We start from the raw sequence: 13,012 nt of genomic DNA, 5'->3' as shown, positions 1-13,012 counted from the left end.
GGGAGGTTGAGGGTCAGGCCCGTGAGGCTGGAGCTGCGCCGCCCGTTTAGGATCTCCCGGGGCGCCGTGGAGAGGGTGCGCGGGTACCTGTGCCGGTGCCGGGTGGCCGGGGGTCGGGGGACCGGGTTCGGGCTCACCAGGCGAGTCGCGGAGGAGCTGGCGGTCCTGGACGCCCTCGCCAGGGCCGCGGACCTCCCGCTCCGGGATGCGCTGGGGGGTGGAAAGGACTCGGTCCGCTCCTTCGCCACGGTGGACCTCGTCGGGCCGGAGCGGGCCGGGGAACTCGCCCGGTCGTACCGGGAGGCGGGGTACGAGCTGCTCAAGATCAAGGTGGGGTCCGGGAGCCTGGAGGAGGACGTTCGCCGGGTGCGGGCGTGCGTGCGGGTGGGCGGGTTCCGGGCGTTGATCCTGGACGGTAACGCCGGGCTGAGCCCGGAGGAGGCGCTGGAACTGCTCGACCGGGTGGAGTTCCGCGGCGACGTGTACCTGGAGCAGCCCACACCGCCGGAGGATCTGGGCGAGGTGCGGGAATCCTGCGACGTCCCGGTGGTCGTGGACGTGATGGACGTGGGGGAGGACGGGCTGGAGGAGACCCTCCGCTCGGACGCCGCTGACCTGGTGAACGTCAAGGTGCAGGAGCTGGGACTGCTGGGTGGGCTTCGCGTGGCCCGCAGGGCGCGGGAGTTGGGGCTGGGCGTGATGGTGGGGTGCGCCGTGGAGAGCTTCTGCTCGATCGCGGCCGCCGCCCACCTGGCCGGGGCCGTCGACGCCGAGCTCTGCGACCTGGACGGGCACCTCTTCCTGCGCGAAGACGTGGTGGAGAACCCGGGTCCCGCCCCGGAGCTGGAGCTCGCGGGTCCGGGGTGGGGGGTGCGGGTTGTCCGGTAGGCTGCCGCCGCACGAGCGGGGGACCCGGGCGCTGGTGCTGTGCCACGGGGCGTTCACGAGCCCGCAGGGGAAGACGGCGCACGGGCTGCTGCGGTTCGGTCGGATCTACGAGGTGGTGGGCGTAGTGGATCGGGAGGCCGGGGTCAGGTCGGCCCGGGACGTGGACCCGGACTTCCCGGACGTGCCGGTGTTCGAGTCGGTCGAGGAGGCGCTGGAGCGGGTGGAGGCGGAGGTGCTGGTAATCGGGGCGGCGCCGCCGGGCGGCAGGCTGACGGAGGAGTGGCGGGCGGAGGTGCGCGAGGCGATTCGGGCGGGGCTGGACGTGGTCAGCGGGCTGCACGAGTTCCTGTCGGAGGATCCGGAGCTCTCCCGGCTGGCCGAGCGGCACGGGGTGCGGTTGGTGGACGTGCGGAAGCCGAGGCGGGAGCTGTTTCGGGTGGCGGACGGGTCGGCCCGGGACGTGGACGCGACGGTCGTGTTGACGATGGGGACGGACTGCGCGGTGGGGAAGATGTCCGCGGCCCTGGAGCTCCGGGATCGGCTCCGGGACATGGGCGTCGAGGCGGCGTTCCTGGCCACGGGGCAGACGGGGATCCTGGTGGGGGCGGAGGAGGGCGTGGTGGTGGACCGGATGCCGGGCGACTTCATGGCCGGCGCGGTGGAGCGGCTCGTCGTCGACCTGGCCGAGCGCTACGAGGTGATCGTGGTGGAGGGTCAGGGGGCGCTCAGCCACCCGGCCTACTCGGGGGTGACGCTCGCGATCCTGCACGGGTGCTGGCCGGACGCCGTCGTGCTGGTGCACGACCCGGGGCGCGAGCGCCGGGACGGGTTCCCCCGGTTCCGGGTCCCGAGCCCGGAGGCCGAGATCGCGCTGATCCGGTCGCTCTGCCGCGCGGAGGTGGTCTCGGTGGCGCTGAACGGGTACGATCGGGAGCTGGCGGACCGGCTGTCCCGGGAGGGGTACGTGGTGGAGCGGCTGGGGGAGCTGAGCGGCACCGCCAGGCGGCTCGCGGAGCTTCACCGGACGGGCCGGTGAGCCACCTTCTGGATCGAGGAGTAGATGCCGTACGTGAGGTCCACCACGCCCACGGCGGCGATCACCTCCTCCCCGTCCTTGATCGGTGCGACGACGACCGGCACGCCCTCGTACGGGCCGGAGTCCGGCACCTTGCGGACCACCTCGCCCCGCTCCAGCACCTCCTCGAGCACCGGGCCGGTGTACGCGTCGTCCACCACCTCACCGTCCTCGATCCGAACCCCGGGCTTCTCCCGGGAGCGCATGGTCACGGGGAGTCGGTTCACCAGCTCGTGGATGGTCATGGCCAGGGGCAGCAGGTCCTCGGCGGACGCGTCCGGGGACAGTCGAACGCCCGCCACGGTCCACCACCCTGAACCCTGAAGGCCGGGTGTCGTGATATCTCCTTCTGGGGGCGATCGTCGTTGAGGCCTCGGTGTCACGAGTGCCCGGAGCCCGGGGAGCGCTGCCCGGAGTGCGACCTGGGACGGAAAGAGGTGGAGGAGGCGCGCCGGGAGTACGGGCGGAGCGAGCTCTTCCGGCGCTCCTCGGAGGTGGAGGTGGACGGGTACATGGAGTGGACGCGGGTGGAGGAGATCGCGGAGTTGTGCCGGAGGATGGGCTGGAAGCGGGTGGGCGTGGCGTTCTGCGTGGGCCTGTGGGAGGAGGCCCGCTCGCTCTGCCGGTTCCTGGAGGGGCGGGGGCTGGAGGTGTACTCCGTCTGCTGCAAGGTGGGTGGGGTGCCGAAGAAGGAGTTCGGCCTGCCGGAGCTGGAGCCGGGGGATGTGATCTGCAACCCGATCGCGCAGGCCCGGATCCTGAATCGGGTGGGGACGGACCTGAACGTGCTGGTGGGACTGTGCGTGGGGCACGACGCGCTGTTCATCCGGGAGTCGGAGGCGCCGGTGACGGTGGCGGTGGTGAAGGACCGGAGGCTGGGTCACTGCCCGGCGCTGGCGCTGACGAATCGGTACTACCGGCGCCGGCTGGGGCTGGACTAGGCGAGCCCCAGCTTCTTCAGGACCGGGGTGCAGTCGATCTGGTGCGTGTGCAGGGCGAGATCGTCCGGGTCCATGCCGAAGGCCAGGCCGGCCAGCTGGCAGTAGTGGAACACCGGCAGCTCCTCCGGCGGTAGCTTCTCGAAGTGCTCCTTCATCTCCACCTGGCCTCGGTCGAATTGCAGGTGGCAGAACGGGCACACGTTGGTCGTGCAGTCGGCCCCGGCCTCGAGCATGTTGATGACCTTCTCGCGGGTGAAGTGCAGGGAGACCTTGAGCTCCCGGGACCGCACGCCGCCGCCCGCGCCGCAGCACATGATCTTGTCCTTGTAGTCCACCGACTCGGCGCCCAGCGCCTCCACCAGCTCGTCCAGGGTGTGCGGGTCCTCGGGGGAGTCGGGCGTGCCCGTGACCTCCGAGGGCTTGAGCAGGTGGCACCCGTAGTGGACCGCGACCTTCAGCGGCTCGCCGTCCTCCCTCTCCAGCGGCCGCTCAACCTCGCTCTTGATCCTCTTCACGCCCACTTCCTCGTACAGGAACGTGTCCACGTGGTGCACCTCGATCGTCCCGTTGTACTCGCGGTCGATCTCGGCGAGCTTCTCGTTCACGAAGTCGCGGAGCTCGTCGTTCTCCTTGATCAGGTGGTTCGCCTCGTTCAGGGAGCCGTAGCAGCCGTTGCAGACGGTGAGAATATCGTAGCCCTTCTCCTCCGCGATCGCGAGGTTCCGGGCGGCGATCGTCACCCAGGTCTTCAGGTCGAAGGAACCGAAGACTCCGGGCGCCGGGCAGCACGAGGCGCCCTCCATGTCCACCAGCTCGTAGCCCAGCCGCTCGAAGACCAGCCGCGTAGCCTTCTCGATGCCCGGGTACCGGTTCGGCATGATGCAGCCCAGGAAGAAGCAGAGCTTCTTCGCCAAGGGACGCTCCCCCGACTTAATCCTTCAGCTCACCCTTCTCCCAGTCGTACCCGATCAGCTCGTCGAACCCGGTGAGCTTGACCAGCTCCTGCACCTCCTTCAGCGCCTCCTCGTAGCGGTGCGTGGTGGGCGGGACCTCGTCCAGCCCGATCTCCTTCCGGGTCTCCCGGATCTCGTCGTTGATGGGAACCGCGTGCCCCGTCTTGATCACGAACATCGCGACCATCCGGTGCGCCTTGGCCATGTATCCCTCGCTGGCGGCGTAGTTCCGCGTCGCCTTGATCGCGTCCACGATGCTGACGCCGCGCGGGCAGCGCTCGTAGCAGGTGTAGCACGTGGTGCACATCCACAGCTCGTCGCTCTTGATGACCTCATCCACCAGACCCATCTGGAGCTTCCGCATGAGCACGCGCGTGCGGTACGCCGTCCTCCGACCGCTCGGGCACGAGCCCGTACACGTGCCGCACTGGTAGCAGGCCTGGACCGAGAGCACCTCCTCCCGCTCGAAGACGGGCTCCGCCTTCTCCGCCAGCTTCTCCAGGAACCCCGTGTCCAGATCCTCGCACCGGATCACCCGGTCGCGAGGCTCCACCAAGCTCCGGTCCCCCTCTCGTCACCCGGACGGGAACATTTTTACGATGCAGACGGCGGACCGCGTGTAGCTAACCTCAACGTCAACCCAAGGGGCAACGGACTGTGAATATTGACGTTGACGTGTCCATCAGGGTCAACGGCGTCCTGCTGACGCCCGAGGAGCTCGAGCTCCTGGTCAAGCTCTCCGAGATGGGCTCCATGTCCAAGGTGGCGGAGGAGGTCGGGGTCACCCGATCCGCGGTGCACAAGCGGATCCGCAGCCTCGAGGAGCGCCTCGGGTACCGTCTCGTCGAGTCCAGCCCGCTCGGCTCCCACCTCACCGAGCACGGCCGAAAGATCGTCATCAAGTACCTCAACGCCAAGCACCAGCTCTCCAGCCCCGAGATCACGGTGGCCTGCTCCGAGACCGTGGTGGAGGAGATCCTCTCCGCCCTGGGCGACGGTGGGGACCGAGTCAACGTCCTCGTCCCACCGCACGAGAAGATGAACCGAATCGAGGCGGACGTGATCGTCCCCGACGACCCCGTCGTCGCCTTCGACCGGTCGGAAGAGGCCGACAGCGACCCCGTCGTCGTCCGGAGGACGCGGCTCGTCCGGGTCGGCGACGGGGACCGGTTCGTCCAGGTGCCCGGGAGCGCGCAGCGTCTCTACCTGGCCGAGCGAGGGAACACGCCGGCCGCGGCGCGCGCGGCCTACTACCTGTCGGCCCTGGAGAAGGTGAAGGAGGGGGACTTCTGGACCGTCGTACCCGAGGAACTGGCGCGCGAGCCGCCGCGGGAGGAGGGACCGGAGTACACCATCATGGCCCTACCGCTGACCCGGGAGGGGGAGGACGTCGTTGAGAGGCTGGATCGCGCTCTTTAGCCTGATCCTCCTGATCCTCCAATCCCCCATTGCCGCGCAGAATCAGCCGCCGGGCCCGAATCAGGCGCCGAGCCCGCCGCCCGGGGTGGGATCGAAGCAGGGTCCACCGTCCGCCCCGCCCATCGACACCGAGGGCGGCGGTCCACCGGCGCCCGCACCCGGTGGCTCGGCGCCCGCCGGGGGCTCGTCCTGGGGGTACCTTACGAGCCCGCTGTACTCGGTGGCGTGGGCGACGTCGGAGGTCCCGTGGTTCCCGGTGGGACTCCTGGCGGCGGCGCTGCTCGGGTACTACGTGGGCAGCAGGAAGGGGCCCTCGCCCTGGGAGGAGGAGTGAGAAGAAGGAGCGGGCGCGTCTAGGGGATGGGGATCTCCGTGATGGCCTCGCCGACGCGCTTCAGCGCCGCGGGCTCCAGCCCGATGATCACGCACTCCCTGGGCACCTCCGCGTACGTCCGCGAGCCGTTGCACCCGAGCGTGACGTTGATCCCGCCGCGCTTGATGATCCCGCCGACCGCGTCCCCGCACAGGGACTGGATGCCGGAGAAGTCTGCCTGGACCCTACCGCCCTCGTGGTACAGGTACGCCTGGACGATGTGCATCGCCTCCTTGGGCGGGCAGATGATCAGCACGGAGTCGGGCACCACGTCCGCCTCCGTGGCCCGCTCGTAGGTGATGGCCTCGTACACGCCCTCACCGTCGTACGCCTTCGGCACCTGATCCACCGTCCTCTTGGAGGCGGACAGGGTCGCGTGCTGGCCCAGCTGCTCGTGGTAGAACCGGCCGTCCCGCACGGGCGCCGGGATGTCGACCAGTCCGATGGCCGAGGCTCCACCCTTGCACACCTGCTCGTCCGGGGTCGCGTACACCTTGTCCAGGTCGCCCCGGGCCACCTGCATGACGAACTCGCAGTGACGCAGCTCCTCCTCGGCGCGCTCGTACCCGTCCGGCACGTCGTCCTCGGACAGGTACAGCCGGACCGCCACCGGGTTAAGCTCTAGGTCGAGCGTCTCCACGACGGTGCTCGCGGCCTCCCGAACGTCCTCCTTTGAGACGGCCAACGCGCGGATGCCCCCGATCGTTCGTTGTCCGCGAACTACCGCGGGTTTCAGGTACTTTAGGGTTTCGATCGTCCGGGGGGATCGGCCGTGCGTCGGGAGACCCTTTTCGTGGAGTTGGCCGAGGGCGAGGCGGAGCTCACGCCGGAGAAGATCCTCTCCTGCGTGTTCGGGATCTCGGAGTTCGAGGCCCGCGTGTACTTCAAGCTGCTTAAGCACCGGGACGAGGCGCCCTTCACGGTGGAGGAGGTGGGCGAGCTGATCGGTCGGAGCCGCAGCACCGCGCAGAAGATCCTGAAGTCGCTGCTCAGCGTGGGGCTGGTGTACCGGCGGGAGGAACCGCTGCCGGGCGGGGGTCGGCGCTACCTGTACGAGCCGACCCCGTGGGACCGCGTCGTTGAGCTGGGGTTAAAGAGCCTGGAGCACGTGTGCCGGGAAGTTAAAAAATGGTTCGAAAGCTACCGGCCGGACGAGGGGGAGTGAAGGATGTCGGAGCGGCGCCCGTTCAAGGCCGAAAAGGTGGAGACCCGGGACGGCGAGGTGCTGCTGCGGTGCCCCCGGTGCGGCGCGCTGTTCCGGGACCAGAAGTCGTACTCCCGGCACGTCAACAAGTCGCACCTGTACAAGCGGAACCGACCCAAGCGGGTCCTGAAAAAGATGAAAAAGCGCAACGACCCGCTGGTCGCGGAGGACCGGTGATGGGGAACAGGCTGAGCGCCGAGGCCGCCGGCCGGTGAGGAGAGAACCCGGAGCCGACCCTACACCTCCAGCTCACCGCGCCGCCACAGCTCGATGACCCGCCGCACGATCTTCACCGTGCTGTCCAGCGGGCACTCCTCGTACCGCCTGACCCGCACCACCTCGCACTCCACCCCGGCCCGCTCCGCCCACCTCCGCACGTCCTCCTCCCCGATCTCCTGGTCCGGGCCCAGGACCACCACGTCCGGCCGCACCCGCTCCAGCGTAACCGAGAAATCCCTGGGGTGACCCAGCACCGCCCGATCCACCGGCTTCAACGCCTCCACCATCCGCACCCGCTGCTCCTCCGGCACGATCGGCGTCCGCTTGAACCGCCGGACCGTCTCGTCCCGGGCCACCACCACGATCAGCTCCCCGTCCTCCCCCGCCAGCCGCTTAGCCTCCTCCAGGAAGGCCACGTGCCCCGGGTGCAGCAGATCGAACACGCCTCCCGCGAGCACCCGCCTACCGGAGGAGGATGGGGTGTCCCGCTTGGCCAAGGTGTTCATACACCCGCCGAACAGCCTGATCCTACACGACCTCGTCGAGCGGTTCGGGCATGAACCTCTCTCCCTCCCGAAGGAGGTGGGTAAGAGGGTTCGGGACCCCGAGCTCGACTCGCCACCGATGAACGTGACCCCGGAGGACCCCAAGAAGGGCCTCAAGTACGCGGCCGTGGAGGTCCCCTCCGGCGTCCGCGGCCGGCTCGCCCTCATCGGACCGCTCATCGAGAAGGCGGACGCGGCCATCCTCGTACGGGACGTGGAGGACCTGTCCTTCGGCTGCCTCGGCTGCGACCGGACGAACCAGTTCGTCTTTTACCTCGCCCGACGCCGCCGGATCCCCACGCTGGAGCTCGAATACCCGAGGACCGAGGAGGAGGCTCGGGTCTTCGTCCGGGAGATCAAGGAGTTCCTTGAGTCGCTGGAGGGGTGACCCGATGCCCGTCCAGATCGCCCAGCTCTCCTGCGGCACCGAGTACAGCGGGGTCCAGCCCGAGATCGAGCGCGCGGCCCGGCGCGTGGGCGCCGAGATCGTCTTCCCCGAGGTGGACCTGGACCTGATCGACGAGGCGTGCGAGGAGATCGGGTACCGGCCCAGGAGCGCGAACCTGCGCGTCCTCCTCGCCCGGGCCTACGCGCTCGCGGAGGGCTACGCCGAGGCGGACGCGGCCCTCATCCTCACCTGCTTCCGCTGCGCCGAGGGCGCCCTCGTCCGCAGCGAGGCCCGCCGGTACCTCCAGGAGAACACCGACCTCCCCGTCGTCACCTACTCCTTCACCGAGGACCTCGACGCGGGCGAGCTCCTCACCCGACTCGAGGCCCTGGTCACCGTCGTGGAGCGGAAGGGACTCCTCGCCCGGAAGCGCCAGGAGGGACTCACCCTCGGGATCGACTCCGGCTCGACCACGACCAAGGCCGTCGTGATGGAGAACGACGAGGTCATCGGCACCGGCTGGGTCCGCACCACCAAGGTGATCGAGTCCGCCGAGAAGGCGGTGAAGCAGGCCCTCGAGGAGGCCGGGTACCGGCTGAACGACATCGAGGCGATCGGCGTGACCGGGTACGGCCGCTTCACCCTCGGCAAGCACTTCAACGCCGACCTCGTCCAGGAGGAGCTCACGGTCAACTCCAAGGGCACCGTGTACCTCGGCGACAAGCAGGAGGGCGGGGCCACGGTGATCGACGTGGGCGGCATGGACAACAAGGCCATCACCGTCTGGGACGGCATCCCCGACAACTTCACCATGGGCGGCGTCTGCGCGGGCGCCTCCGGCCGCTTCCTTGAGGTGGCCGCCGACCGCATCGGCGTCGACCTCGAGGAGTTCGGCGAACTCGCCGCGGAGGGCGACCCCGAGAACGTCCGCCTCGACAGCTACTGCATCGTGTTCGGCATCCAGGACCTCGTCACCGCCCTCGCCGAGGGAGCCGACCCCAAGGACGCCGCGGCCGCCGCCTGCTACAGCGTCGCCGAGCAGATCTACGAGCAACAGCTCCAGGAGATCGACATCCGCGAACCCGTGTTCTTCGTCGGCGGCACCTCCCTGATCAAGGGCATGGTCCGGGCCCTCCAGGACGTGATCAAGACCCGGGTCATCGTCCCACCCCACTCCCAGTACATCGGCGCCGTCGGCGCCGCCCTCCTCGCCTCCAACTTCGTGTAAGGGGTGCCCCCCGTGCACGAGCACCGCGGCAAGCGCATCCTCGTCACCGCCAGCGAGCCCGAGGCCGCCGAACTCTACTACGACATCGCCCGCCACGCCATGACCGACCTCGGCCTCGCCCGCACCATCACCGCCGCCCTCTTCCACATCGACATCGACGCCCCACTCTACGCCGCCGCCGTCCGCACCCGCCCCACCCTCAAACCCACCACCCTCGGCCAGATCGCCGCCCTCGACCTCGACGAACGCGACCGCACCCTCCGCGTCACCATCCGCGTCGAACGATACGCCCCCCAAACCCTCACCGCGCTACAGCGCGTCTTCGGCGAGGAACGCGTGCACCAACGCGAGCGCCTCGACCTCGAGATCGACCTCCCCGAGAACTTCACCGAAGAACACCTGGAACGCCTACAGGACCTCGTCGTCCACGACCCCCGAGAACGCCTCACCCAACGCGTCTACGACCTGATCCAACGCGTCCGCCCCGAAGGCTTCCGCGTCGCCCGCCACGCCCAACTCGCCAACGACTACCTGTACGCCGCCACCGAGGGACGATTCCGGGAGGAATGGTCCGAACTCCTCATGGAACTACCCGGCGAGCTCAACCGCCTCGAGGGGACGGAACGATGAGCCCCAAACGACCCGACCCGAGCGAACACCCCTGCTACACCGGCGAGCACGCCAAGTTCGTCAAACTCCACCTCCCCATCGGCGGACGCTGCAACATCCACTGCCGCTTCTGCGAGTCCGGACTCGAACACGAGGGACAGACCGCCGACTACCCCGGCCGCACCCTCCGCACCCTCACCCCCGACGAGATCGAACGCCTCCTCCGCAACGCCCGCCGCGAGTGCGGCCGCGTCGACGTCGTCGGCATCGCCGGCCCCGGCGACCCCCTCGCCAACTGGAAGGAAACCCGCACCGCCCTCGAAATCACCGCCAAGACCGCCCCCGAGGCCAAACGCTGCCTCTCCACCAACGGCGTCTGGCTCGAACGCCACCTCCCCGAACTACGCCGACTCATCCACTCCCTCACCATCACCGTGAACACCCTCAACCCCGACACCGCCGCCCACATCTACGACCGCGCCGTCACCGAGGACGGCGAGGTCCTCACCGGCCCTGAGGCCGCACGGTGGATCGTCGAGCGACAGGAACGCGCCCTCGACCTCCTCGCCGACGAGCCCTACCTCCTCAAGAAGGTCAACTTCGTCCTCATCCCCGACGTGAACGAGGACGACGTGGAGGAAGTCGCGAAGCGCGCCGCCGACGCCGGCTTCCACGCCATGAACGTCATCCCCCTCCGCCCCGGCGGAGAGCTCAAGGACCACCGACCCCCCACCTGCCGCGAACTCTCCCGCGCCCGCGACCGCGCCGAGCGCCACCTCCCCGTCATGCGCCGCTGCCGACAGTGCCGCGCCGACGTCCTCCACTGCCACGGCCGACCCCGACTCATCTGGGACCTACTCGAGGAGGGTGACTAACCCGTGTACGAGACCGTGATCTACGAGGGAGGCGTGTACAAGGCCGACGAGATGCGCGAGCTCGTCGAGGACCTAGGCGGCTTCATCCTCCAAGAGCACAAGATGCAGCTCGAGGTCCACATGATCCTCGCCGTCCCCATCGAGGACCTCGACGTCGTCGAGGAGAAGGCCGAGGAACTCCTCGGCGAGATCAAACGCGTCCCCCTCGCCGGCACCGAGATCGCCGTCGTCGGCATGAGCCTCGCCCGACACCACATGCCCCACCCCGTCTGCGACATCGCCGAGTACCTCCGCCGCCACGGCGCCCGCACCAACGTCATCGGCCTCGCCCGCGGCTACGGCCGCGAACTCGCCCAACTGAGACCCCGAGAGAAACGCCTCCTCGAGGAACACGACCTCGTCATCTTCGTCGTCGGCAACTTCCGCGACTGCATCGAACGGTACAAACTCCCCCTCATCCGCCGCATCGAACACGTCCCCGTGGTCGTCGTCGGCGGCCCCGAGGAGATCGACGCCGACGACATCACCTACATCGGCGGCGTCGGCCGCAAACCCTACCGATTCCGCAAAGGCCGCGAGATCACCAAACTCGACGAGATCGTCAGCACCGTCTCCCAACTCATCGAAGAACGCCGCAAGGAACTCGCCGAAGACCCACCCGTCGTCCCACCCATGCTCGTCAAGGACCGACTCCTCCGCGAACTACCCCTCCACGACCGCGACGTCGTCCCACAACTCGACGGCGTCCGCGTCCACCGACCCTACCGAGACTGGGCCGACCGACTCGCCCAAGTCCACATCCACGACCAACCACTCCAAGCACTCGCCCGCATCCAACCCTCCGAGATCCGCGGACACACCCTGATAAAGATAAAACCCAGGAGCGAGCTCGAGGCCCGAGACCACCAACCGAACGAGGAAGCGCGAAACGAGGGTGAGAATTAGAGGGGGAGGCGGGGGGCGGGGCTGTGCCGACGGGCGAACGCACCCGGACCCGCGCACCACGCGCGGGCATACATGACCGCCGCGTCCTGGTTATTGAAGTTTTCCCCGGCCTCACCCCACCCCGCACCCTCCTCCAGGACCTCAACCGCGAGGAAAAGAAGCTCCTCCTCGCCGCCGCCGGACACCCCGACCTCCACTTCCTCGCCCGCAACGCCCTCGCCTACCTCTTCGACCACCCCACCCCCCTCCTCCTCGCCGCCGAACGCCACGAACGCCTCCTCCCCACCGCCACCCGCACCGTCGTCGAACACCTCACCAACGACCCCAAACCCGCCGACAAGGCCGCCCACCTCGTCCGACAGGGCCACACCCCACGCGAAGCCACCGCCCACGCCACCGACCCCCGCACCGCCCACCGCACCGCCCGCATCCTCGGCCGCACCCTCGGATACCTCCAATCCGACCCCCTCACCATCGCCCTCACCCTCCAGGCCCTCGGCACCCTCCTCACCGCCCCACACCGCCTCCCACCCCTCACCCACCTCCTCGTCGTCATCCACCCCCCCAAACGCCTCCACATCCACCCCAAACGCCTCGCCCGCCGCGTCCACACCACCCTCCACCGCGCCCTCCGCACCCTCCAACTCCCCCGACACCTCACCCTCCGCGTCCACCTCAAACGCGACGACGACCAACTCGAAGACCCCCGCGACCAACCCACCGAAACCTTCCTCCAAGAAGCCTACGAAGAACTCCTCCACCACCGCCCCCACGCCGGTGCCAAACACTTCCCACCCCACGACCGCACCGCCCACATCACCACCTGGGCCCACGCCCTCCTCCGCGCCCTCATCCAACACGTCCGCCGCGACCTACACCACCGCGCCCTCCGCGCCGCCCGCCGCGCCAAACAACGGGGAGAACACCCCAACGACGCCTACCACCGCGAATACAACAAATGGCTCAAACGCTGGTTCCAACGCGGACGCAACTGGCTCAAACGCCACCGACCCGCCCCCACCCTCTCCCGCCTCTCCGCCCACTTCGTCCTCCAAGAGGCCGACACCCACCTCCTCCACACCCCCGGCTTCCTCCCACGCGTCACCCGCACCACCCTCAAACGCCTCCTCCAACACCACGACCCCACCAAACTCCCCCGCACCCAGATCTGGCGCACCATCCGCCGCACCACCCGGCGCCTCGCCCAACGACTCAAACCCCGCGCCCAAGCCGACCACATCCTCACCCTACTCCGCCGCGTCCGACGCCGCGTCCTCGGAAACCAGACCCTCCTCGAGGCCTTCAACGCCCCCACCCGACTCGAAGCCCTCGCCCGCAGCCCACCCACCA

General features: G+C 69.1%; 18 protein-coding genes. 11 read left to right on the top strand and 7 right to left on the bottom strand.

Going from position 1 to position 13,012, the window contains the following annotated elements; translation table 11 throughout:
- Positions 1 to 6 precede the first annotated feature (6 nt).
- Entirely contained in the window at positions 7 to 888 is an 882-nt protein-coding gene (locus ACXJJV_RS06235; protein ID WP_456467323.1) for an enolase C-terminal domain-like protein, read from the top strand.
- Positions 878 to 1,924, top strand: coding sequence for an N-acetyltransferase DgcN family protein (locus ACXJJV_RS06230; protein WP_456467322.1), 1,047 nt, complete (start codon positions 878 to 880; stop codon positions 1,922 to 1,924). Before ACXJJV_RS06235 ends, ACXJJV_RS06230 begins: the two co-directional genes overlap by 11 nt.
- On the opposite strand, the gene ACXJJV_RS06225 is transcribed toward ACXJJV_RS06230, so the two are convergent.
- On the bottom strand, positions 1,906 to 2,208 hold the full coding sequence (locus ACXJJV_RS06225; protein WP_456467344.1) for a DUF2111 domain-containing protein: 303 nt from the start codon (positions 2,206 to 2,208) through the stop codon (positions 1,906 to 1,908). The two genes, ACXJJV_RS06230 and ACXJJV_RS06225, sit on opposite strands and share 19 nt — an antisense overlap.
- A gap of 120 nt (positions 2,209 to 2,328) precedes the next feature.
- Here ACXJJV_RS06225 and ACXJJV_RS06220 point away from each other — a divergent pair, with 120 nt between their 5' ends.
- The gene (locus ACXJJV_RS06220; protein WP_456467321.1) at positions 2,329 to 2,904 is read left to right on the top strand and encodes a DUF1847 domain-containing protein; all 576 of its coding nucleotides are present in this window, start codon (positions 2,329 to 2,331) and stop codon (positions 2,902 to 2,904) included.
- Here the strand turns inward: ACXJJV_RS06220 and hdrB are convergent.
- Together hdrB and hdrC are read right to left on the bottom strand one after the other, a co-directional pair.
- Positions 2,901 to 3,818 (bottom strand): CoB--CoM heterodisulfide reductase subunit B, encoded by a 918-nt coding sequence (gene hdrB / locus ACXJJV_RS06215; RefSeq protein ID WP_456467320.1) that lies wholly within the window; start codon positions 3,816 to 3,818, stop codon positions 2,901 to 2,903. The genes ACXJJV_RS06220 and hdrB overlap by 4 nt on opposite strands.
- Positions 3,819 to 3,834: 16 nt before the next feature.
- Positions 3,835 to 4,410 (bottom strand): CoB--CoM heterodisulfide reductase subunit C, encoded by a 576-nt coding sequence (gene hdrC, locus ACXJJV_RS06210; RefSeq protein WP_456467343.1) that lies wholly within the window; start codon positions 4,408 to 4,410, stop codon positions 3,835 to 3,837.
- Positions 4,411 to 4,532: 122 nt separating this feature from the next.
- On the opposite strand from hdrC, the gene ACXJJV_RS06205 reads away from it, so the two are divergent.
- Positions 4,533 to 5,276: a helix-turn-helix domain-containing protein gene (locus ACXJJV_RS06205; protein ID WP_456467319.1), complete on the top strand. Its 744-nt coding sequence runs from the start codon at positions 4,533 to 4,535 to the stop codon at positions 5,274 to 5,276.
- A 353-nt stretch (positions 5,277 to 5,629) separates the two neighbouring features.
- Here ACXJJV_RS06205 and ACXJJV_RS06200 read toward each other — a convergent pair whose 3' ends face one another.
- Positions 5,630 to 6,334, bottom strand: a complete 705-nt coding sequence (locus tag ACXJJV_RS06200; protein ID WP_456467318.1) for a DUF169 domain-containing protein — start codon at positions 6,332 to 6,334, stop codon at positions 5,630 to 5,632.
- A gap of 87 nt (positions 6,335 to 6,421) precedes the next feature.
- On the opposite strand from ACXJJV_RS06200, the gene ACXJJV_RS06195 reads away from it, so the two are divergent.
- Positions 6,422 to 6,814 carry a helix-turn-helix domain-containing protein gene (locus ACXJJV_RS06195; RefSeq protein ID WP_456467317.1) on the top strand — a complete coding sequence of 131 codons (393 nt, stop codon included), beginning with the start codon at positions 6,422 to 6,424 and terminating at the stop codon, positions 6,812 to 6,814.
- A 3-nt stretch (positions 6,815 to 6,817) separates the two neighbouring features.
- Positions 6,818 to 7,030, top strand: coding sequence for a C2H2-type zinc finger protein (locus ACXJJV_RS06190; protein ID WP_456467316.1), 213 nt, complete (start codon positions 6,818 to 6,820; stop codon positions 7,028 to 7,030).
- 59 nt (positions 7,031 to 7,089) lie between these two features.
- On the opposite strand, the gene ACXJJV_RS06185 is transcribed toward ACXJJV_RS06190, so the two are convergent.
- Positions 7,090 to 7,569 (bottom strand): FAD synthase family protein, encoded by a 480-nt coding sequence (locus ACXJJV_RS06185; protein ID WP_456467315.1) that lies wholly within the window; start codon positions 7,567 to 7,569, stop codon positions 7,090 to 7,092.
- Between ACXJJV_RS06185 and ACXJJV_RS06180 the strand changes: the two genes are divergently transcribed.
- The 5 genes from ACXJJV_RS06180 to ACXJJV_RS06160 are packed head-to-tail and all read left to right on the top strand — an operon-like array spanning position 7,562 to position 11,662.
- Positions 7,562 to 8,005 carry a methanogenesis marker 5 protein gene (locus tag ACXJJV_RS06180; protein ID WP_456467314.1) on the top strand — a complete coding sequence of 148 codons (444 nt, stop codon included), beginning with the start codon at positions 7,562 to 7,564 and terminating at the stop codon, positions 8,003 to 8,005. The two genes, ACXJJV_RS06185 and ACXJJV_RS06180, sit on opposite strands and share 8 nt — an antisense overlap.
- Before the next feature lie 4 nt (positions 8,006 to 8,009).
- On the top strand, positions 8,010 to 9,233 hold the full coding sequence (locus ACXJJV_RS06175; protein WP_456467313.1) for a methanogenesis marker 15 protein: 1,224 nt from the start codon (positions 8,010 to 8,012) through the stop codon (positions 9,231 to 9,233).
- Between the two features lie 12 nt (positions 9,234 to 9,245).
- On the top strand, positions 9,246 to 9,863 hold the full coding sequence (locus ACXJJV_RS06170) for a methanogenesis marker 17 protein (RefSeq protein WP_456467312.1): 618 nt from the start codon (positions 9,246 to 9,248) through the stop codon (positions 9,861 to 9,863).
- A complete protein-coding gene (locus ACXJJV_RS06165) occupies positions 9,860 to 10,717 on the top strand; it encodes a radical SAM protein (protein ID WP_456467311.1) in 858 nt (285 codons plus the stop codon). Before ACXJJV_RS06170 ends, ACXJJV_RS06165 begins: the two co-directional genes overlap by 4 nt.
- Positions 10,718 to 10,720: 3 nt before the next feature.
- Complete coding sequence (locus ACXJJV_RS06160; protein ID WP_456467310.1) at positions 10,721 to 11,662, top strand: methanogenesis marker 7 protein; 942 nt, start codon at positions 10,721 to 10,723, stop codon at positions 11,660 to 11,662.
- On the opposite strand, the gene ACXJJV_RS06155 is transcribed toward ACXJJV_RS06160, so the two are convergent.
- On the bottom strand, positions 11,659 to 12,519 hold the full coding sequence (locus tag ACXJJV_RS06155) for a hypothetical protein (protein ID WP_456467309.1): 861 nt from the start codon (positions 12,517 to 12,519) through the stop codon (positions 11,659 to 11,661). The genes ACXJJV_RS06160 and ACXJJV_RS06155 overlap by 4 nt on opposite strands.
- A gap of 15 nt (positions 12,520 to 12,534) precedes the next feature.
- Complete coding sequence (locus ACXJJV_RS06150) at positions 12,535 to 12,801, bottom strand: hypothetical protein (RefSeq protein WP_456467308.1); 267 nt, start codon at positions 12,799 to 12,801, stop codon at positions 12,535 to 12,537.
- Positions 12,802 to 13,012 lie beyond the last annotated feature (211 nt).

This window comes from Methanopyrus sp., from assembly GCF_053997775.1.
The sequence above is the reverse complement of the archived record's forward strand: the minus strand, read 5'-3'. Positions and strand labels throughout refer to the sequence as shown.

Bases quoted from the DNA above. Each gene is read 5' to 3' on its own strand.
- ACXJJV_RS06225 (WP_456467344.1), bottom strand. From the start codon at position 2,208: ATGACCATCCACGAGCTGGTGAACCGACTCCCCGTGACCATGCGCTCC.
- ACXJJV_RS06165 (WP_456467311.1), top strand. From the start codon at position 9,860: ATGAGCCCCAAACGACCCGACCCGAGCGAACACCCCTGCTACACCGGC.
- ACXJJV_RS06175 (WP_456467313.1), top strand. From the start codon at position 8,010: ATGCCCGTCCAGATCGCCCAGCTCTCCTGCGGCACCGAGTACAGCGGG.
- ACXJJV_RS06190 (WP_456467316.1), top strand. From the start codon at position 6,818: ATGTCGGAGCGGCGCCCGTTCAAGGCCGAAAAGGTGGAGACCCGGGAC.